At 53.9% G+C, this 20,682-nt stretch carries 14 protein-coding genes; 6 read left to right on the forward strand and 8 right to left on the reverse strand.

Annotation, left to right across the window (positions count from 1 at the left end; translation table 11 throughout):
* The first annotated feature begins 120 nt into the window (after window positions 1–120).
* From prsK to ACP2AU_RS01265, 6 genes are all read left to right on the forward strand, one after another.
* On the forward strand, window positions 121–2,259 hold the full coding sequence (gene prsK, locus ACP2AU_RS01240; RefSeq protein WP_426373951.1) for an XrtA/PEP-CTERM system histidine kinase PrsK: 2,139 nt from the start codon (window positions 121–123) through the stop codon (window positions 2,257–2,259).
* A 136-nt stretch (window positions 2,260–2,395) separates the two neighbouring features.
* Entirely contained in the window at window positions 2,396–3,766 is a 1,371-nt protein-coding gene (gene prsR, locus ACP2AU_RS01245; RefSeq protein WP_426374415.1) for a PEP-CTERM-box response regulator transcription factor, read from the forward strand.
* A 56-nt stretch (window positions 3,767–3,822) separates the two neighbouring features.
* Complete coding sequence (locus ACP2AU_RS01250; RefSeq protein WP_426373952.1) at window positions 3,823–6,525, forward strand: tetratricopeptide repeat protein; 2,703 nt, start codon at window positions 3,823–3,825, stop codon at window positions 6,523–6,525.
* 118 nt (window positions 6,526–6,643) lie between these two features.
* On the forward strand, window positions 6,644–8,608 hold the full coding sequence (locus ACP2AU_RS01255; protein WP_426373953.1) for a PA14 domain-containing protein: 1,965 nt from the start codon (window positions 6,644–6,646) through the stop codon (window positions 8,606–8,608).
* A gap of 147 nt (window positions 8,609–8,755) precedes the next feature.
* Window positions 8,756–9,433: a PEP-CTERM sorting domain-containing protein gene (locus tag ACP2AU_RS01260; protein ID WP_426373954.1), complete on the forward strand. Its 678-nt coding sequence runs from the start codon at window positions 8,756–8,758 to the stop codon at window positions 9,431–9,433.
* A gap of 67 nt (window positions 9,434–9,500) precedes the next feature.
* Entirely contained in the window at window positions 9,501–10,571 is a 1,071-nt protein-coding gene (locus ACP2AU_RS01265; protein ID WP_426373955.1) for a glycosyltransferase, read from the forward strand.
* Here ACP2AU_RS01265 and ACP2AU_RS01270 read toward each other — a convergent pair.
* The 8 genes from ACP2AU_RS01270 to ACP2AU_RS01305 are packed head-to-tail and all read right to left on the reverse strand — an operon-like array spanning window position 10,513 to window position 20,635.
* Window positions 10,513–12,042: an exosortase/archaeosortase family protein gene (locus ACP2AU_RS01270; protein WP_426373956.1), complete on the reverse strand. Its 1,530-nt coding sequence runs from the start codon at window positions 12,040–12,042 to the stop codon at window positions 10,513–10,515. The two genes, ACP2AU_RS01265 and ACP2AU_RS01270, sit on opposite strands and share 59 nt — an antisense overlap.
* Window positions 12,043–12,078: 36 nt before the next feature.
* Window positions 12,079–13,200 carry a GNAT family N-acetyltransferase gene (locus tag ACP2AU_RS01275; protein ID WP_426373957.1) on the reverse strand — a complete coding sequence of 374 codons (1,122 nt, stop codon included), beginning with the start codon at window positions 13,198–13,200 and terminating at the stop codon, window positions 12,079–12,081.
* Window positions 13,197–14,096, reverse strand: a complete 900-nt coding sequence (locus ACP2AU_RS01280; protein WP_426373958.1) for a glycosyltransferase — start codon at window positions 14,094–14,096, stop codon at window positions 13,197–13,199. The genes ACP2AU_RS01275 and ACP2AU_RS01280 overlap by 4 nt, the downstream gene beginning before the upstream one ends.
* Before the next feature lie 36 nt (window positions 14,097–14,132).
* Entirely contained in the window at window positions 14,133–15,014 is an 882-nt protein-coding gene (locus ACP2AU_RS01285) for a glycosyltransferase (protein ID WP_426373959.1), read from the reverse strand.
* Entirely contained in the window at window positions 14,993–16,066 is a 1,074-nt protein-coding gene (locus tag ACP2AU_RS01290) for a hypothetical protein (RefSeq protein WP_426373960.1), read from the reverse strand. Before ACP2AU_RS01290 ends, ACP2AU_RS01285 begins: the two co-directional genes overlap by 22 nt.
* Window positions 16,059–17,990, reverse strand: a complete 1,932-nt coding sequence (gene asnB / locus ACP2AU_RS01295) for an asparagine synthase (glutamine-hydrolyzing) (RefSeq protein ID WP_426373961.1) — start codon at window positions 17,988–17,990, stop codon at window positions 16,059–16,061. Before asnB ends, ACP2AU_RS01290 begins: the two co-directional genes overlap by 8 nt.
* Window positions 17,991–17,993: 3 nt before the next feature.
* On the reverse strand, window positions 17,994–19,508 hold the full coding sequence (locus ACP2AU_RS01300) for an oligosaccharide flippase family protein (protein WP_426373962.1): 1,515 nt from the start codon (window positions 19,506–19,508) through the stop codon (window positions 17,994–17,996).
* Window positions 19,505–20,635 carry a glycosyltransferase family 4 protein gene (locus ACP2AU_RS01305; protein WP_426373963.1) on the reverse strand — a complete coding sequence of 377 codons (1,131 nt, stop codon included), beginning with the start codon at window positions 20,633–20,635 and terminating at the stop codon, window positions 19,505–19,507. Before ACP2AU_RS01305 ends, ACP2AU_RS01300 begins: the two co-directional genes overlap by 4 nt.
* Between the last annotated feature and the right edge of the window lie 47 nt (window positions 20,636–20,682).

Genomic DNA, 20,682 nt, shown 5'->3' on the forward strand with positions numbered 1-20,682 from the left:
TCGTCTATTTGGGTTTCGAAATAGACGCGCCCGTATTTTCAAGGCTACTCTGTAGGGGTTAAGTACAGTCCCCGGGCATCGAGAGCCACGGGAGTCCCCGAGGGGTCAAGGAAAGGACGAATGTTCAGGGATCTCAGCGTGATCAGTCACGGTGCAGCCGCCGCCTTATTTGCGGTTCTGGCTGTATTGGTGGCCACCCGTTATCTGCGGCGCGACATTGATCGTGCCCTTTTTCTGGCGGCTACCGTTACGTCCCTGTGGGCCGCCATTATGGTCACCCAGAGTCTTTGGGGCGCGCCGGGGTTTTTTGTCCGCTATCTCCTGGAGCTGCTCCGGGATACCACCTGGATACTTCTGCTGTTCGCGATGTTGCGGGACGGGTTCCGGCAGGGTCCATTCGGCAGGCAAAGTAAAAAGGTGTTGGGTGGCGCAACGGCGGTGCTCATCCTCACTCTGCTCAGCCTTGGCCTCCTGGAATTCGCACTGGATATCGATCTGGTGCACGGCAAAAGCAAAGTAGTGGGCCAGATTGCCCTTTCGCTCCTGGGGCTGTCGCTGGTCGAGCAAATCTGGCGCAACTCGACTGCTTTCGGTCGCTCCAGCATGAAATATCTTTGCATTGGCGTGGCAACCATTTTTGCGTTCGATTTCTTTATGTATGCCGATGCACTGCTGTTCGGGCAGGTCGCGGATTCATTCTGGAATGCCCGGGGGTTTGTAAACGCGGCGCTGATGCCACTATTCGCCATTAACGTGGTAAACACCCGGAAACAGCCTGTCGATTTCCAGCTGTCTCGCTCGGCCGTCTTCCATGCCGGCACGCTGCTCTTCGCCGGTGGCTACCTCTTGCTGCTGGCGGCCGGCGGCTATTATGTCAGGGCGCTTGGCGGGCAGTGGGGCGAAGCCCTTCAGGTTTTGCTGATCACCATTTCACTGGCATTTCTCGCAGCGCTCTTGTTGTCTCGCCGGATCCGCGGCCGACTGATGGTCTTTATCAGCCAGAACTTCTTCGACTACAAGTATGATTATCGTGAGGAGTGGCTGAAACTCACCAAAGAACTCGCCGACCTGAGCAACGAGCCGCCGCTTCCGGAAAGGGTTGTGCGCATTCTCTCGGGACTGGTCGAAAGCAATGCCGGCGCACTCTGGATAAAAGGAGAACAGAAAGATTTCTACCTCAAGGCGAGCGTCAATATCGCCACGCCCAAGTACACAGTCATTGACGAAGATTCAGACCTGATTCGCTTCTTCCAACAAAGGGAGTGGATTATCGACCTCAGGGAATACCGGGAAGACCCCGTGAGCTATAACCTTCTGGAAATACCGGATTCCATCACCAAAACGCCAGAAGCCTGGTTGATTATCCCCCTGTATCTGGATTTTGAACTCTACGGCATTGCCATGGTGGGCACCCCTTACGCGAAAGTTGAACTGAACTGGGAGAACTTTGATCTGATCAAAGTCGTGGCGCGCCAAACCTGCAACCTCATCGCCCAGAACGATGCACAGAATCGTTTGTCGCGAGCCATGCAGTTCGAGGCGGTCAGCAAAGCCAGCGCCTTCATGGTGCACGACCTCAAGACACTGATCGCCCAGTTATCTCTGCTGGTAAAAAACGCGCCCAAACACCGGGACAATCCCGCCTTTATCGACGACATGATTGCCACCACCGACCACGCCGTGAGAAAAATGTCCAACCTGGTCGATCACATCCGCAAACCCTCCTCAAGCACCGGAGAACGACGGGAGCCGATCAACCTTACCCGGCTGGTGCAAGAGTTGATTGAGGAAAACAGCCGCCGCAGCCCTGCACCGGCTCTGCTCGGAACGCCCCCGGTCATCCGTGTCTGCGCAGATGAAGAGCAACTGCGGAGCGTACTGGGACATCTGATCAAAAATGCTCAGGATGCCACACCGCCAGACGGCGAAATCACGCTGAACCTGAAAACCGCCAAGGGGAACGTGGTGCTGTTTATTCAGGATTCCGGCAGCGGCATGACCGAAGACTTCATTAGCACCCGCCTGTTCAAGCCGTTCGAGAGCACCAAGGGGCTCACCGGTATGGGCATTGGCGCACACCAGGCCAGAGAGTACATCCAGGAGCTCGGCGGGTTGATCGACGTCACCAGCGAACCCGGGGTGGGCTCCTGTTTTTCGGTACGGATTCCACTGGCCAGTGCGGAATCGGTTAATCAAAGAGGTAATCCTCCGGATTCGCCAGATTCTGACGCACAAGAGAGCGCCAAAGCCGTCAATTAACCGACGCGTGATGCAATTTTTCGAGGCCAGCATTGCAAACTGTCAATGTTCAGTTAAGAATCATAGACAGGGAATCGCCATTCGCCTCAGAGGCGTCTATCCAATACGAACACGGAACAAAGGACTGGTTGCTGTGGTGAAGCAGTTATTGATAGTTGAGGATGATCCAGGCCTCCAGAGCCAAATGCGATGGTGCTTCAGTGAAGATATCGAAGTGTCCGTTGCCGCTGACCGGGAGTCGGCACTGACAGCGCTCCGGCGGCTCGAGCCGGAAGTTGTGACGCTCGATCTTGGCTTGCCGCCGGACCCGGGCGGAGCCACCGAGGGTTTTGCCCTGCTCGAAGATATTCTCCGGCTGGCCCCGATGACCAAAGTTATTGTGGTAACCGGCCGGGAAGACAAAGAGAACGCCGTCAAGGCTATTGGCATGGGCGCGTGCGACTTTTACCAGAAGCCGCTGGATGCAGACATTCTCACCTTTGTCGTTAACCGGGCATTCCGACTGGCCGAACTGGAAAAAGATAACCGCGAACTGTCCACGCAGAACCACGGCACCAACATCAAGGGTATCGTGGCCGCCAGCTCCGAAATGCTCGCCATCTGCCGCACCATCGAGAAAGTTGCGCCCACCGATGTCACAACTCTGATCACCGGCGAAACCGGCACGGGTAAAGAGCTGCTGGCCCGGGCCCTGCACGATCTCAGTCATCGCGCAGACAAACCCTTTGCGGCCATCAATTGCGCCGCCATTCCCGAAAACCTGCTGGAAAGCGAGTTATTCGGGTTTGAAAAAGGCTCATTCACCGGAGCGACGCAATCCAAAAAAGGCAAAATTGAAAACGCGAACGGTGGCACGCTGTTTCTGGATGAAATAGGCGATATGCCCATGGCGCTGCAAGCCAAATTGCTTCGTTTTCTGCAAGAGCGGGTGGTCGACCGTGTCGGTTCGATCAAGCCCGTTTCCGTTGATGTTCGAGTGGTGTGCGCCACCCACCGGAATGTCCAGGATCTCATTACCCAGGGCGAGTTCCGCGAGGATCTGTACTACCGGATCAGTGAAATTACGCTGGATGTGCCGGCGTTGCGGGAACGCGATGGCGACCCACTCGTGGTTGCCCAATCGCTGCTGAAAACCCTGGGCAAGCAAATGGACCGCCCCAACCTCACCTTTTCTGACGATGCCGTGCAGGCTATCAATGGCTACAGCTGGCCGGGCAATGTGCGAGAAATGATCAACAAGGTAAAGCGAGCCATCATCATGGCAGACGGCAAGCGCATCTCAGCAGAAGATCTGGTGCTGCCTCAGGAAGGCTGCGACACCGGTTTCCTGCTGAATCTTCGCCAGGTAAGAGAGGACGCCGAGCGCAAAGCCATCATGCAGGCGCTGACCACCAGTAATTTCAATATGGCTCAGGCCTCACGCCTGCTGGGCGTTACCCGCCCGACACTTTACAACCTGACAGACAAGTACCGGATCGAAACCAGCACGGCCACGAATGAGGCCTGAGATACCCGATGCCGGATCAGGACCAGAACAAGACCCGACGAAGGAAGGAACAGGGCATGAAGATCAAAACCATCGCGCGTGCATCACTGCTCTCTGCCGCTATTGCATTAACCGTGACGGGATGCAACAACGAGCCCGATATGTCGCAGGACGACATTCAATACATCAGCCATGTCGACCAGGCGCGCTTTTTCCAGCGCCAGGGGGAGCTCAAAGCCAGTACCATCGAGGCTCGGAGCGCCATTGATATCCAGCCAGAACGCCCGGCACCCTACTTTGTCATCATTAATAACCTGCTGACTGCCGGCGATGCGGCCAATGCCGAGCGACAGCTCGACAAACTCCTCGAGAACACTAACGTAAGCGAACTCAGCCAGTCCGAGCGCAATCAGGCCGCGATCATCAGAGCCGAGGCACAGATTCTACAAGGCCAGAGCCAGCAAGCCCTTGAGGCACTGAACCAGATAGCCTCGCCCTCACCGGACCAGCAACTTCAGGCAGATAACCTCCGGGGCCGTGCCTGGCTGACCAGCGGCGACTTCGCGAAAGCTGAGCAGGCCTACCAGGCGGCCTTCGACACCCACAACAACAACGTGGTTGCAATGGTTGGGCTTTCCCGGGTGGCCATGGCCCGTGGCGATGTTGATACCGCCCAGGAACGCCTTGAGCAAGCGACAACCATTGACGCCGAGCACGAGGAACTCTGGCTGTGGAAAGCCCAGTTCGCCCATGCCCGGCAACAATGGGCCGAGGCCGAGCGAGCTTACATCAGGGCACTGGAAACCATCGGTCAGTTCGATGTCATGACCTTCAGAAAATACCAGACCATCTCTGCGCTGGTGACGGTCTTACGCGAGCAAGGCAAATCGGCCGAGGCATTTGTGTACGAAGAAATACTGGCCAAGTCCGGCCCGGGCACCATCAAGAGTAATCTTGAAGCGGCCTCCGCCGCCTATAACGAGGGAGATCTGGATGAAGCTGCCAGATTCTTGCAGGAGGTTCTCAACCAGGTTCCCAATCATCAGCAGAGCGCGCTGATGCTAGGTGTTATCCGCTTCCGGCAAGGCCGCTCTGCGGAAGCCGAAAAGCTCCTCGAGCCACTGACGGATATGGAAAATGCCGAAGATGTGCGCAAACTGCTTGCGGCTACCCGTATTTCCATGCGCGACCCCGAAGGCGCCAAGTCGCTTCTGGAAGGCCTGGAAGGTAAGGACGCAGATCCGCAAACTCTGGCACTGGTCGGCATTGCCAGCCTCGCGTCCGGCGACGACCAAAGTGGTCGTCGGCTACTCGAGAAATCTCTCGAGCTGGCACCCGACAATCACAACCTCCGATTGCGTTACGCAGCGTACCTGACCCAGACCGGCGATTACACCAGCGCCATCGATCAGGCCCGTAAGATTCCCGACGACGCAACGGAGGCCCTGCAGGCCACCATTCTGACCTCCCGGGCCCAGGCACTATCAGGCAATGCCGAGGCCTCCAAAAATACACTCGATACGTGGCTGCAGGCCAACCCGGACAGTCTGGCCGTGCTTATTGCCCGGGGTAATCTGGCCGCCAGCCTGAACAACCTGCAACAGGCCGCCAGCTACTTTGAACGGGCCCGCAAACAACATCCAGAAGCCGCCGCACCACTGGTGGCTCTGGGCAACCTGGCACGGAACCAGGGTCAAACAGAGGAAGCCGTCGCTTTTTACAAGCAGGCGATAGACGCGCAACCGGATAATCTTCCTGCGATTCAGGCCATTGCCGGCGTTATGGAGCGGGAGGCGCTGACCGGCTTCATGCGGGAGATAAACGCGGCCCATCCGGACGCAAACGGGCCCCGGCTGATACTTCTGGAATCGGCTCTGATCAGTGGCGACACCGTCAAAGCCGACGAATTGACCGCCCAGCTGATGGAGCGCCAGCGTGAGGATCAGCCCTCGGCAGCAGAGCCGATGGTAGCGGCGGTCTATGAGGGCATTGCTACCCAGATGGCGCAGCGCGACAGTACAGAGCGTGCCCTGACGATTCTCAGCCGCGGCCGTGCGCTCTTCCCTGAGAGCGAGCCGATTGCCTTGAAAGTCGCCGCTATCGAATTCAACAACGGTAATGCCACAGCCGCACGCAATGCCTTGCAAGATGCCAAGCAGCACCACCCGAACTCACCGGCGCCCTATCAGGTTGAGGCCAGCTACTACGAAAACCAGGGCGAATATCAACAAGCGGCCGAACTGTATCAGCTGGCGATTGCCAAACGACACACGCCCGAACTGGCGGTGGCCTATGCGAGAGCGCTCGTGAATGCAGGCCGAACCCAAAGCGCCCTTGAATCACTGCAGAAAGCCAAAACGCAGTTTCCGAATCATCCGGCCATTCTGCTGAATCTTGCACTCCAACTGCAGCAAGCCGGGCAAACGGAACCGGCCATCAGCCATTATCAGCAAGCGCTTGCGCGCAATCCCGACAATCCCCTGGCGCTGAACAATCTGGCCTGGCTGTATTACGAGGCCGGTAACGCTGAGGCGGTTGACTTGGCAAAACGCGCCTATGAGCTGGCACCTGAGAACGCCGCAATTGCCGATACCTATGGCTGGATCCTGTTTGAGTCCGGCGAGCGGGAGCAAAGCCTTGCCGTTCTGGAGAAAGCTCACGCCCTGGCGCCGGAGTCCCAGGAAATAGCCATGCACCTGGCGGAAGCCTACCGCGCAGCAGGCCGCACAACTGCCGCCCAGCAGCTGATGGATAAATTCAGTTCCGGCACCAATGGTTAACGCACACAAGGCATAACGATAACGGGAACATAACGAAACGTTCCTAGCCGCCAGTGGCAGCCCTGACACACTGCAACAATACTTTACGTATTGTTTCCAATCGCAAGGAAGGTGGGTTATGGCTGCTCTTAAAGTGCTGGGCGCGGGAACGCTGGCGGTTCTGGTCAGTGGTTGTCAGAGCTGGCAGTTCCGGGACCTGGATGATTTGCCGCCAACGGCGGCGCTCCCGGAGACCAGCGAACCCGGCAAGGTAGACGTATGGTATTTTGACAATGTGTCCGGCAATTACGTGCAAAATCTGCTGGACGCAGAGAAGTACCCGGACTCCCCCGATGAAATCAGTGAACTGACGCAACTCCGCCAGCCTGCCAGCCGCGCCAACAATTACGGCACACTCATTCGGGGCTTTGTTGAACCGCCCCAAACCGGTGAATATACCTTCTACATCAGCGGCGACGATCAAACCCAGCTGTGGCTGTCTGAATCCCAGGACCCGGAAGCCGCCATTCAGATTGCCGCGACCATGTCCACGCCGCTGGATAACTTCACCCGGTACGCATCCCAGACATCCGGGGTGAAGTATCTGGAAGCCGGCAAGAAATACTATTTCGAACTCAGACACAAAGAAGGCGGCTGGGACGACCATTTCACAGTGGCCTGGTCTGGCCCCGGCATCACTCAGCAAGTGATCAGCGGCAGCGCGCTGCACAGCTACGCCCTTGCCTCCCCCGATACCGCTCCTGAAATGACCCCCGAAGACGCCTATCATCTGGGCTACAGGATTGGCCATTTCGATGCCGAGCAAGGATTGTCCTTCAACAACCAGTACCCGCCACTTGATGCCGATGCAGACGGCCTTTACGACAACTGGGAAATCGTTTTCGGGCTGGACCCGTCCAATGCCGGCGATGCAACATCCGATACCGACAATGATCTGCTAACCGCCCTGGACGAATTCTGGGCTCGCACCAACCCCGGCACTGAAGATACCGATAACGACGGCCTGCCCGACGGTTACGAATACGCGTATGGCCTTGACCCCACCAATCCCGCCGATGCAAACAACGATTCCGACGGCGATGGCTATACCGAACTTCAGGAATACCAGGCGGGCACCAACCCGGCTGATGCCAGCGACTTCCCCGCCCCACAGGAAGTATACGCAAGCGGATTTGTCGGCCAGTATTTCACCGGGACCGAGTTCGACAGCTTTGTTTACAGCCAGCGGGATACCGCCATCAACTTCAGCTGGAACAGCGGCAGCCCCTCCGCAGAATTACCGCGGGATCGGTTCAGTGTGCGCTGGCAGGGATGGTTTACTCCGCCCCATAGCGAAGGCAGCCGTGAATACACCTTCACAACCACCACAGACGATGGTGTGCGCCTGTTAGTGAATGGCTCGGTTCTGATTGACCAGTGGAAAAACCAATCCCCCACCAGCTACACCGCAACAGCCAGCCTGGACGCCGAAACCCCGGTTGCGGTGACCATGGAGTACTTTGAATTCGGCTGGGGCGCCACCGCACAACTGGCTATTACCGACGCTGCCACCGGGGATGCCATTTCTGCGGCCAATACAGTCCAGCATCTGGCGCTGGACAGTGAGTTCGCTGAAAGCACTCTGAACGACGGCGTCGATGACCTTTACAAGTTGCGGTACGGGCTGCCCCTGATGCAACCCTCCGCCAGCAAGGTTCTGAACGACAGTGGGGTAACGGTGCTTGAAGCTTATCAATCCGGATTACACCCCTACACCCTTGAAACCGTATCGCAGCCAGAATCCCCCGAAACCAGCCTGCCGGATAGCGGCGGCGATGCCACCCGCAGCGTAACGCTGTCCTGGACGCCACCCGGTACACGGGTAGACGGCAGCAGCATCTCTCTGAGTGAAATTGACGGCTACCGCATTAACTACGGACAAGACCCCAACAACCTGACCGAGGTACGGGAAGTCCCTGCCGGCACAACGACCACGACAATCAGCGACCTCGCGACTGGTGCCTGGTACTTCACCATTCAGGTGATTGATATCAACGGCTTGAGCAGTGAACCCTCGGATTCCGTGGAACACGATGTGAAATAACAGGCACCTGGGCTTGTCGATTTATTTTACAGCTCCAAATCGACAAGCCATTTTAATGCTTAACTTTCAGTGAGTTACACATTGGCACGATGCCTGCTTAAATTACAGCGTGAAGAACGAAGACCACTCACTGGAGGAGTGACTCAAATGAAAAAATTTACTCAAGGCTTGGCGTTGGCCGCAGCTGTTGGTTTTGCCGGGGTGGCTCAGGCTGCTTACATTGGCGCTGTTGCAAACGGTAATTCCCCAGGACCGGTTAGTGAACAAAGTGTTCCGGGCGATAACGACTATGCCACTCGCCTAAATGGTAACTGGACAGCCGATGCTCCGCTCTACAGTGTTGGCGACACCGTTTTGTTCGGTAACAACCTGGAGTCCACCAGTTCCGATCCTTTCAAGCTTACCTTTACCTACCTTGGTAAAGAGGCGAACGACAACAACCAGTTTTACTGGGATAACACCCTGGTGTTTGATACAAACACGGCTGTTGATACTCAGTACAGCACCGTTTTCACCGGCGGCCTTAATGCCCTGCTCGACTTCAAGTTCATTAATGGGAGTGGCGTCACTATTAATAATGACGCCAACAATGGCAGCCAGTTGAACAACTCAAACCCAAACTCCACCACTAACTTCAACCTGTTCTACGTTGCAGACGATTACTTCCTGATCAGTCTGGATGACGGTTACGTGGGTGACGACAACCATGACGACATGGTTATTGCCGTTCGTGCCTCCAAGGTTCCAGAGCCTGGCACCCTGGCTTTGCTCGGTCTCGGCTTGGCCGGTATCGCAGTTCGCATGAAGGGCCGTAAAAAAGCCTGACATAGAGTTCTATGCTACGCTTTAAAAGCCCTGCACTTGCAGGGCTTTTTCTTTCCGGGTCAGGTTCATGGATGTACTGATTGTTTATGCCAATAGCGGCAGAGGGCTGCAAAAAGATGCCAGGATAATGGAAGCAGCCCTGCAACGGCTTGGGCACCAGGCCAGGCAGGTTCAACTGCCCCCTACTCCCTTATGGCGTTCCCGCCTTTCAGCTTATCGTTTCAAGGCATTAGAACGACTTTGTCCCGGATTTCTCAGCAAACTCTTCTATCGAACTCAAATTGCTTTACTCCGGCTGCTGCATACGGGTCAACGGGCAGATCTCGTCATTCACCTTGAGAATCTCTGGATATCTCAATTGGCTGCTGGCCGACGCCACTGGCTCATCCCTAACCAGGAATGGTTCATTGAATCGAGAGGTCCCTACCTCAGCTTTATCAACCGTATACTCTGCAAAACACACCACGCGGTCTCGATTTTTTCCGCCTTACACTCAGATACTCGGTACCTAGGGTTTACCGGTGGTGAAATCGGTGCCCGGACCGGCTTAGAAAGGAAAGACTACTGTTTGGCTTTGCATGTAGCCGGCAACAGCCAGTTCAAGGGCACGCAACGTGTTATTGAATGTTGGCAGAAACATCCTGACTGGCCAGAGCTGGTCATTGTCTCCCAGCACCAGGACACCTCCTCCGCCGCCAATATCAGAATTGAGAAGAGCCTCACGAACACTGAACTAAACACACTCTGGGCCCAGGCCGGTTTTGCGGTACTGCCTTCCGAAGTGGAGGGTTATGGCCAGGTGCTGGCAGAGTCAATGGCCAATGGCTGCATCACAATTACAACTGATGCACCGCCGATGAACGAGTTGGTTGGGGAGGATAGAGGCATTCTGGCAGAGGTGGAAAGAAAGCTGACGTTCCGCCTCGGTACCCGTTACCTTGTCTCAGAGCAAGCTCTGGAGCAGAGCATTCAAGCTGCGATAGACCAGCCACCAGCCACGCTGGCCCACATGTCCAGGCTGGCAATCGAATGGTATTCAATCAATCACGAACAGTTTCTGTCCCGATTAGAGAGCCAACTCAAGGATCTGGTCGCTCCACCTCTTGATCAATCTGCTCAAGAATCACCGGAAAGGTAGACTCAATAAACTCAGCAAGCGTTGCAGCCACCTCACAGCCATCGCACGCCACTGCAGAGATGAGTAAAGAGGCATCATCACGGCCACTGAAGAACCCGCCCACCTGAGCAAGCTTCGCGCGCCACTGATCGGTTTCCCACTGCCCCTGAACAAAGTAGCTATACCCCAGATGCACACGTTGTCCGGAAACACGATGTTTCAGGGTGACTCCCTGCACCGGGATATTCAGGCTGTTTTCAACATCAAAGAAGCCTTCCGGAATCCAGAAATCACGGTCATAAAGGCGGTTACTGTACTGGATGAGTTCCGCACGATGCCTTTGATAGTCATAGGTAAACGCGCCCAGATAGTAGGTTGTGCCCAAACCTTGCCCGGCGCGGGCCTGCAAACGGTCAAACAGGGTCTGCGCATACACCCTGTCTGGATTAAGAACGTTGGGGCGCCAGCCTTCCAATGCTGATCCGAACACCGGGGAGTACCTTTCACTCAAATCAATGGCGTACCCCTCGGGTTCAGAAGCAATGTTGCCGTGCTTGTCCGGCAAAGCGATCCAGGTAACCAGCCCCAACAGCGCGACAACCGCAACAGCAACGGTAGCTTTCCCGGCAGGTTTAGCGTGATCCTGCGTCTCGTCATTCTCCTGGCTGGCAACAGCCTGATCGTCCCGTTTCTCAAGCTGACGAGCCAGAAAATAGAGGGGAACAAGCGTGCCCGCAAACACCCACCAACCAAAGTTTTCATGATCCTCAATCAGGCTGGACTGCATATTCGTTTCATATCCCATGTAGATGATGACGAACACCCGAACCCAGTTGGCGAGCAGAGCGAAGGCCACCCCGAGGAAGAACAAGCTGATTCGGGAACGCACCCGCGACAGGTATAGCTCCCCATAAATCAGGGCCAGCGCCTGCCCCACCAGAAGATACCGGAGTCCAGAGCATCCATGGGCAACTTCAAAGGTACCGACACCGATGAGGTAAACGAAAACGCCCTCTACCTCAAAATCAATATCGAAAAAACCCAACAGAAATTTATTAATGGCAACGGTAATTACCTGTAGCGTCCAGGCCAGGAAATCCCACACAGGAATGGTCAGAAACAGCAAACCCAGCGGAACCAGGAACCAGCGTACCTGGCGCCAACCCATCAGCGTGGCGCAGGCGCTCAATAGCATAGGTACCAATGCCAGGTGTTGTAATGCCTGGAGCCGGATGAGGCCCCCCACCCAATACGCACCAAAGCAGGCCAGCAACGGTAAAAGCCACAGCGGATAAAACCCGGGAACGACTGGATGAGCCTTTGCTGCACGTGCTGTCAAATACACAGACACCGCCGCAAGGAGTATGCCGTGGGAGTACGATTCATCTAGCTTGAGCCATCGGTTCACAATACCGTCGATCGAGGGAAACGTAACCAGTGCCAGCAAACATAGCAAAGCAAGAAATGGCCATAGACGACTCATCATACTCATAGACGGCATCCTTTCCTCGGTCATCACAACACCTGACTAAAGACGAAAAAAACGGTTGATCGACGATACCAAGCGAGAAGGCAGGCAACCTCTTGCACTGTACGCCAGCTTCAAAACCGGGGAACGCACATACTCCACGGTTGTAAACAGCACGTCCTCGCCCCGGAAATGGCTTTTATAAAAGGTGTTCTTTCCCGCCCCGGCCAATAAATCGTAACTGAAAACCTCAGTATCCCGGAACGCACGCTCAACGGCATAGCCCAGGTGCAAGGTTCCCAACGACACTTTGTTGTTCAAATTCTCCATAAAACCCGCCTGCAAGTTGTATACCCGGTTACCCGCTTGCACATCATAAAGCACAGAGACCACCTCTCCGCTGGCTGTCAGCACGGACAAGCTGGGCCTCTGATTGCGAGAAAGACGGCCGAGCATAGCTTGATGAAAGCGAACAGCGTTCTCGTCAAAACACGGTTTTCCCCAACGCTCCCAATGAAAGTGGTTCAGTTGCTCCAGAAACTTCTGGGGATCATTAAATTCCTCGTATCGCCCCTGTAACGAGTTCTCAAACCAGTTACGGCGGTTATAGACTTTCAATCGGGTATTCTTACCAAGGCGCGCCAACCAATCTTCAAACAACCCCTGCACCGGAATAACTACCCCCCCCGATTCACTCCGGACCAGGCGAGATAAGTCCAAGCGATCACACAGACTGGACTCAACCATACTCATAGACCGAGCGGAAGCATCAGCAAAGATCATTTCGTCCCAATCAAGACGCGCAAGATAATCGGAAAGCGCCTCCATCACCGATTGCTGTTGGCGGCGCTCCACGATCACGCCCACGTATTCTGTCCTAACTGTGGGGCCAAGCTTCCAGGCATTACCCACCACGTGCAGCCTGCGAACCTTCCATCCCAGCGGTGTGGTGACCGAGCTCAAGTAGAGTGGCGCAATTCCTACAAGGTTTTCATCGCGGTCGAAAACACCAAGAAGTAATAGCTCTAGATCGAGTTTATTGCCCCAGATTTCCCACCAGGACACCTGCCAAGCCCAACTCATAAATAATGGGTCTGCATTGCTTGTTTTGAGGAGAGCGTCCCACTGGTCCTGCAGGTTGAAAAAATCCCTCTCAAATAAACGGCGAACGGTATAGCTCATGTTCGCCTCCCTGCCCCGGGTACAAACCCGAATTTGAAGGCGAATCTCCATGGCCCGGGCCAAAATGGATCCTGTCTAAGGGCGCGGAGAAGGCATTGAAAAGCCTGCTTACGACGGCCTACCGAAAGCTCATACCGACCTTTCCGGATATGGAAATAGCTCAACCCCCTACGGGCTTCCCTTCGGGTGACCGCCTCAGGAAAGGCTTGCAGAAAACTGCGGACAATCTGCTCGTTGGCCCGAAAGCGACTGTCTTTGTCCGAAGAGATCTGGTTCTCCATTACCCGGTAATACCCCAATATTTCCGGAATGTAGAGAAACCGATAACGAGTAGAGAAGCGCAGCCAAAGCCCGTAATCTTCTGCCAGCCGGTCTGCATTATCGAAACCACCCATCTCGTCAAAACAGCGCCTTCGAGTCACGGTAGTGTTCATACTGACAAAATTGTCTCGCAGCAAATGAGGAGTTATGCGACCGGAATAGCGCTTCATTCGGTTAACGCCACGTTCCTGCCCTTCCCCGTCTATGACCATATAATCGCCATAGACTATGTCCGCCTGAGGATCTGCCTCGAAAGCCTTGAGCGTGCGTTCTAACTTGGCTCTGACCCAGGCATTATCGGAGTCAAGAAAACAAATGAACTGACCTCGTGCTTCATCAATGCCCCGATTCCTGGCCACACTCTGGCCCTGGTTCTTCTGATGCAGATACCGCACACGAGGATCTGAAACATATTTTTCCATCACCTCAGCTGTGCCATCAGTGGAGCCATCGTCAACGACAATCAACTCCAGATCATCGAAGGTCTGTGACAGCACACTCTCAACTGCGAATGGCAGATAATCCGCTCGGTTGAATGTTGGCGTAATGACTGACACCAAAGGACTCAAAGACATGACCACTTTACTTCCCTGTCTTGTTCAGCATTGTTGTTATTTCAGCGCTACCGCAAAGAGTGCGCGCCAGACATTCGACTCCGCAGGCGCGTACTTGAGTGCTTTCACAATCTCCTTTAGACCGGCGGCCTTCTCGCCAGTTGCTCCGAGGTAGCGGCCCTTCCGGATATAGAAATGAGCAAATCCTTTATCAAAATCCCTGGTACTCAGCGCCTCGGGATACTCACGCCGGAAATCGTGAATAATGGCTTCGTTAACTTTAAAGCGTTGGGTTTTATCTGAAGAAATCTGATCTTCCATCACACGGTACCAGGCCCAGTATTCCGGTTCATATCGGAATTCATACCGGGCAGAAAACCGCAGCCAGAGGTCATAGTCGTCCGCCACTCTTCGCTTACCACTCATACCGCCCATTTCTTCGAAGCAGCGCCGCCTGGCCATGGTCGTATTCATCGCAACACAGTTATCCTGAATCATTCTGGCTGCAATTCGGCCGGAATAGCGGGACATGTTTTTCCGGCTGATTTCCTTACCCTGCTCATTGATAATCACATTATCGCCGTAGAGCACATCCACTTCCGGATGCTTTTCAAAAATACGAATCTGGTTTTCCAGTTTATCCAGGGGCCAGTAATTATCGGAATCCAGAAAACAGATAAACTCCCCAGCCGCCTCTGCGAGAGCAACATTCCTGGCCACACTTTGCCCCCGGTTTTCCTGTTGGAACAAACGTACTCTCTCGTCCTTGAGATAGGGCTGAAGCAACTCGACCGTGTTGTCCGTTGAGCCATCATCAACGATGAGGAACTCAAAGTGCGGATAACTCTGTTTTATGACACTCTCAACTGCTTCCAGGATGAATTCCGAACGGTTGTATGTCGGAGTGATAATAGTGACTAAAGGGTTTTCAACCGACATTCGCCGCCTTCCTTGTTCGTATCTTTTTCGTTCCAGTTTTCTCGAGCAGACTGCAGTAATTCACCATCGGAATCCCCCCCCATGACGAACCAACCTTGTATGCACTGCTGGGTCTCGGCTACAGACTCACGTTCCGGGGAGGCCCACACAAAAAACCTGGGTTGCTCGCGCCCCTGATAGAAACCGGCAGCTTTCATTACTTGCTTTAATTCCAGATCAGATGTCATTGCGGAATAAGACGACGCACCAGGCCAATTACTGAGTATTGCTTCAATAACCGCTGCTTTTATCCCCTTCGATTTGGCCGGCCCGAGGTAATCCACCAGGCGCACCTGTCTACCATACTCTCGTACCACTCCAAGAGCTTTCAGAGTGCGGCCTCGGTCTCTCAATTCTATAAACTGATAACTTGCAAACGGATGTTGCTGATATCGCCAATCCAGATAGCTCCAATTCCGCACTACTGCCTTGTCGTAGCCTTTTGCTATCGAATTCCACAGCGCGTCGATCTCATCTTTGGCCGGAAGCTGCTTTGTTACCGATATGGAATCCGCCATTGGAGGTGTTCTGCGGGTTATCAACTTTGTCCCGAATTGAAAAACCATCAATGCCCAGTCACGGAATGAACGGGGCTCTCGAATTCGCCTGAGAAAATGCACCTCGTTATTGGCTTGCCATCCCATCCGCTCCAGAACAATGGCGGCCACAGGACTGATACCAAACGACATTAGAATGGGGGAACGCTGCGCAAGCTCCACCTTGATCAGCCTACCAATGCCCTTTCCTCGCAGGCCTTGGTTAACCTTGAAATCGCAGCTCCACATCGCAGAAGTAGGCCTGCCCTCCCACAATATGGACACGGGAACCACAGCATTGAACCCGACAACGGAGCCTTCTTCTTCTGCCACCACGGGGGCAAAGCCCCGAGCCCGAGCCCCGGGATTATCCAGAAACTGGTAATCCCAGATATCACGCTTGAACGCTACATCAGAGAAAAGATTGAGTACCTGCTCCCTGTGTCGGTGCTCTTCGTAGGGTTTAATGTCAACCACCGGTACGCTCCAGCCAGGCAAGAAACATCAGAATGCCCCATAATTCTGCGGAATAATCTTCCCGTCCTTTAAGATGTTCTTGCCAATAGGCATGAACGACCAAACGATCAAGGTAATCCTGCTTATCGAACACCGAGGGCTGCAACAATGACTCGGCCCAAGGACGTAATGGACCTCTAAGCCATTGTCCCACCGGCACTGCAAAACCCTGTTTCGGCCTGTCAACCATCGACTGAGGCACATGTCGGTAGAGCACACTTCGCAGTACCTGTTTGCCAATGCCGCCTTTCAGGTTATAGCTCAACGGCAAAGATAGCGCGAAGGCAACCACGCTGGGATCCAACATCGGTATCCGGGTCTCAAGGCTGCAAGCCATGGCCGCCCTATCCACCTTAACCAGAATGTCATCTGGCAGGTACCAATTCAGATCGCGCCACATGAGAGTTATAAGGCTGTCTTGAGGAATGACATTCGGAAGATTCCCGCTCAAACCGTAGAGCGGCTCATTAACATTGCTCAGGAAACATTCTGGCTCGGTCCAGAAAGACACCGATTGGCGGTAGAATTCCGAGAGACTGGCAGACGAGGCCAACGCTCGCTCCGCTTTCAGTCGATGGCGAATCGCCAGAGCCGAGCGCCCACGCTGCGAAGGTATTAGTGACCGAATGACATGCGCAGTTAGGCCCTCTGGCAAACGAGTGAGCAAACGTCGGGCAGCACCGCCAACACCGTTTCGCACCTGCCAACGTTTATGAACCGACGGATATCGGGAGTAACCGCAAAAAAGCTCATCGCCGCCGTCGCCAGACAGCGCCACCGTGACATGTTTTCGGGTCATCTCGCTGACAAGAAAAGTAGGCAGCTGCGAGGAATCCGCGAAAGGCTCGTCGTATAGATCTGGCAACCGTGGCACGAGGTCAAGCGCATCCTCGGGAGTTACGTACAACTCCGTGTGTTCGGTTCCCAGATGACGGGCAACCTCTGCAGCATGCTCTGCCTCATTGAAGCCCGGCTCATCAAAGCCAATACTGAACGTTCTCACGTTCTGGCTTGCACGGGCTTGCATAAGTGCAACCACGGTGGAAGAGTCGATACCGCCGGAGAGAAAAGCACCTAAAGGAACGTCCGATACCATCTGGTCTTCGATCACGTTCCCGAGTAAAGCCTCCAACTGGTCACTGGCAGCCTCAAAGCTTTCCGGCGCCCGGCTCTCTGTAAAGCAATCCTCAAGGCACCAGTAGCGTTGCGGTTCCGGTAACGTACCCGGTGAGGATCCATCAAGAGGAAAACGAACCAGCGAGGCAGGCGGTAGTTTTAAAATCCCTTTGTGAATACTGATCGGTGCTGGTATCACGTTGTGCCGGAGCAACAGCGCCAGCGCCCCAGGCTCTACACCGCCTTGCCATGCAGGATGTACCCGAAGCGCCTTGAGCTCCGAACCAAACAACAGAGTGTTGCCTTGCCATCCATAATACAGTGGCTTTTCACCCATTCGATCTCGGGCCAGAATCAGATCCCGGCTTTTCAGATCCACCAGCGCAAAAGCAAACATTCCCGAAAACTTCGGCAGACTCTCTTCCAACCCCCAACGCTCAATTGCGTGGAGCATCACTTCCGTGTCTGAGTGGCCCCGAAAGGTGCATCCCTCCTTTTCAAGCTCTGCTCGCAGCTGCCGAAAGTTATAGATTTCCCCATTGAAGGCAATAACAAAGCGCCCGCTCGCTGACGCCATCGGCTGCGCACCCGCCGGTGACAGATCCTGAATGGCCAGCCGCCTGTGCACCAGACCAACACCAAGCTCGGCCCTCACCCAAACTCCGGCGTCGTCTGGGCCCCGGTGAATGATAGCCTCACCCATACGTTCCAGCGTCGTTTCGGGCCCTCGACCCACATCCCTGTTTACGAATCCTGCAAAACCGCACATGGATTAGTTCCTTCCTGCAATGCGAGTCAATCGAGCGCCCACGTAGTCTCGCTCTTCCCGATTCAACACCAGCAACCAGAAGGCCGCTAACCAACCCACACTTCCCAATATAGCGCCTAGCAAAATATGACCATACGAGTCGTACACCAGATATTCGCCAAGTCCCAGGATAATCAAAGCCATCAAACCGGCCGGTACAAACGCCGGCAGCACAGACGCCCGGAGATATTGCCTAACCGGCAAATCCAGGTGCCGACAGGTGTACCGAAGATACAGCGGCACAAAAATCAGCCCCGGGACGACGGAGGCAAAGGCAACTCCCTCAAGTCCAAATGGATGGACCAGCACAAGGCTTAGCCCGATATTAAGCAATGCTGCCAATGGCGTAAGGCGAGCAAAAATTCCATGCTTATTAATAGCCGTGAGGTAACGGCTGGCAAAAGGATTTATGAACGGCAATATCGTAAAAAAGACCAGAAACAAGATGAGCCACTTAGCTTTTTCACCAAACTCGGGGCCTAGCCAAACTGAAATAAATGGCGCGCCAAGTAGTAAAGCGCCGGTCCCCATAGCAAAAAGCACACAGACGACGTAACGGGATGAAATAAGAAAAACTTGCCGAATTGTCTCATACTCATCCTTAGCACTGAGGCCACTAAACAAAGGCATAAAGGCATGGGTTAACGTCCATCCCAAACCTCGTATATGCTGCGTCAGGTTTGCGGGTATGCTGTAGAATGGCACAGCTGCCGGCCCCAGAATTAAGCCGATGACCAGAACGTCTGTCGCATTCTCAACACGTGTTGCTATACCCTGAACAAACGACTTAAAGCCGAAGACGATAAGCTCCTTCAGCCTCGTCCAAGAAAACGTCTTCCACTGGGCGCGAATGGCACCGTAGGCTGGGCGCGAAAGAATCCACATAAACAGCAGATACTTCACAGTAAGACCGATCGCATTAATACCCGCGAGAAGCACCAACCCATTTTCCGGTGTAATCAGGGTATACAACAAAACACCTCCGATTACGGAATTCACGATAGTAATGTTGTTTTTCAGGTAGTACTTCTGAAAACCCTCAAGGTAACTTTCTGCCACATATCCGGGGAAGGCAATCAATAGATAAGCGCCAATAATTATCAAAAATAACTGGTACTTTTGATGAGGCGCACCCTCGGGCGCCAACGCCCCCCCGAACCAATATCCCCAGGAGAAAAAGAACAAAAACAGTAGCAAACCAACCAAGGCCATGAAGACAAGCGCCGACATGTATACAGCCTGAAGCGCGGTTTCATTTCTCTCTGCCAGATGCTTGGCGGCATAACGGCTGATAGCGGGGCGAAGGCCAAGATCAAGTATACCCATGTAGCCGATAACCGCTCCGATCATTTCCCAAAGGCCGTAATCGTATTCGCCCAGATTATGGACAAATATTGGGGTCATAATGAAAGTAATGACCAATTTAACGATCATCACCAAGATATTTGAGCCGGTATTGACCAATAAAGTCCGAATCACCTATCGGACTCCGGCTTCATCAAAACCCCTTTATAAAGGTGCGCCAATTCACCTGCGGTTTGGCTGACATCAAATCTCGAAGCGGCTTCTTGTCTGAATCTATCCGACTCAAGCTGAAAGAAGTTCTGATCCGCTACAAATAAGCGGATCTTATCAAGAAGTCCGTCCAGTGATCCGACCTCGAATACGAGTGCAGGAGAATCGGCGACCACTTCCTTCATTCCGATACAGTTGGATGCAATGAATGGTCGACCAGATACCATCACTTCCATCGGTAAAAGCGGGCACGCCTCCCATTTTGACGGCATCACAACAACATCTACACCTCGTATGGCCTCCGACATCAAATCTGTCGCTGGGAAGAAATGGAAGAATGGCTCCAAATCCCGGGACCGAATGTCGGCCTGCTCCTCTCTAATAAAACCACCCCAACCAAAACAGCATACGTGAACTGGCTTTCCAATACCCTCGCGATTCAAACTCTCGACAGCATTGACCAATAGGCCAAACCCCTTTTGAGCCATGAACCGCCCAAAAAAACCGATAACAAGAGCATCGGGAGGAATACCGGCCTCGTTGCGGAGATTCCTGACACTATTCCCTATAAAAGCCTCAGCTTTAATTCCATTCCGAATCTCCTTCACGCGTCCGCGGGAACCCAAAATGGGAAAGGTATCTATAAAATTCAAAGCCGCGTCCTCACCCACCGGATTTATGACATCTGCTAAGGAGAACAGGCTAGCCATTATCCGTTTCTTCAACTTTCCCACCAGACCTTGGAACTGTCCCGGCATAAATACATCGTGAGTCGTTATGACATGAGGTATACGGAGTATACGAAGCGGCAAAGCCGCAATCAGTCCCGCTGTAAACCCGTGGGAGTGGACTATTGCCGGCCTGACCTTTACTACCTGTTTCAAGAGCGCGAGGAATAACATAACCAGGTTATCTGAAGGCTGAGCAGATACTTTAACATTAGCTAATGGCCCTACAAGTGTTCGAAGCGCCTCGGACTCAGGTGTTACTAGGTTAAAGCTGTTATCTCGCAGAGATTTATCGCCATATACGTAAGAAAAATACGTCCTAATTCCACCGCTCGGATGCCTGGCAAAAACTAAAACTCTCATCAATAAATCCTTTTATAAAACAAAATTCAGTGCTGGTGTGGTACGTT

The organism is Marinobacter sp. VGCF2001 (assembly GCF_049943275.1).
Lineage (GTDB): Bacteria > Pseudomonadota > Gammaproteobacteria > Pseudomonadales > Oleiphilaceae > Marinobacter.

Coding starts and splice junctions, on each gene's coding strand:
- ACP2AU_RS01305 (WP_426373963.1), bottom strand. CDS start 20,635: ATGAGAGTTTTAGTTTTTGCCAGGCATCCGAGCGGTGGAATTAGGACG.
- ACP2AU_RS01280 (WP_426373958.1), bottom strand. CDS start 14,096: ATGTCTTTGAGTCCTTTGGTGTCAGTCATTACGCCAACATTCAACCGA.
- ACP2AU_RS01260 (WP_426373954.1), top strand. CDS start 8,756: ATGAAAAAATTTACTCAAGGCTTGGCGTTGGCCGCAGCTGTTGGTTTT.
- prsK (WP_426373951.1), top strand. CDS start 121: ATGTTCAGGGATCTCAGCGTGATCAGTCACGGTGCAGCCGCCGCCTTA.
- ACP2AU_RS01275 (WP_426373957.1), bottom strand. CDS start 13,200: ATGAGCTATACCGTTCGCCGTTTATTTGAGAGGGATTTTTTCAACCTG.
- ACP2AU_RS01250 (WP_426373952.1), top strand. CDS start 3,823: ATGAAGATCAAAACCATCGCGCGTGCATCACTGCTCTCTGCCGCTATT.
- ACP2AU_RS01265 (WP_426373955.1), top strand. CDS start 9,501: ATGGATGTACTGATTGTTTATGCCAATAGCGGCAGAGGGCTGCAAAAA.
- ACP2AU_RS01255 (WP_426373953.1), top strand. CDS start 6,644: ATGGCTGCTCTTAAAGTGCTGGGCGCGGGAACGCTGGCGGTTCTGGTC.
- asnB (WP_426373961.1), bottom strand. CDS start 17,990: ATGTGCGGTTTTGCAGGATTCGTAAACAGGGATGTGGGTCGAGGGCCC.
- ACP2AU_RS01270 (WP_426373956.1), bottom strand. CDS start 12,042: ATGAGTATGATGAGTCGTCTATGGCCATTTCTTGCTTTGCTATGTTTG.
- ACP2AU_RS01285 (WP_426373959.1), bottom strand. CDS start 15,014: ATGTCGGTTGAAAACCCTTTAGTCACTATTATCACTCCGACATACAAC.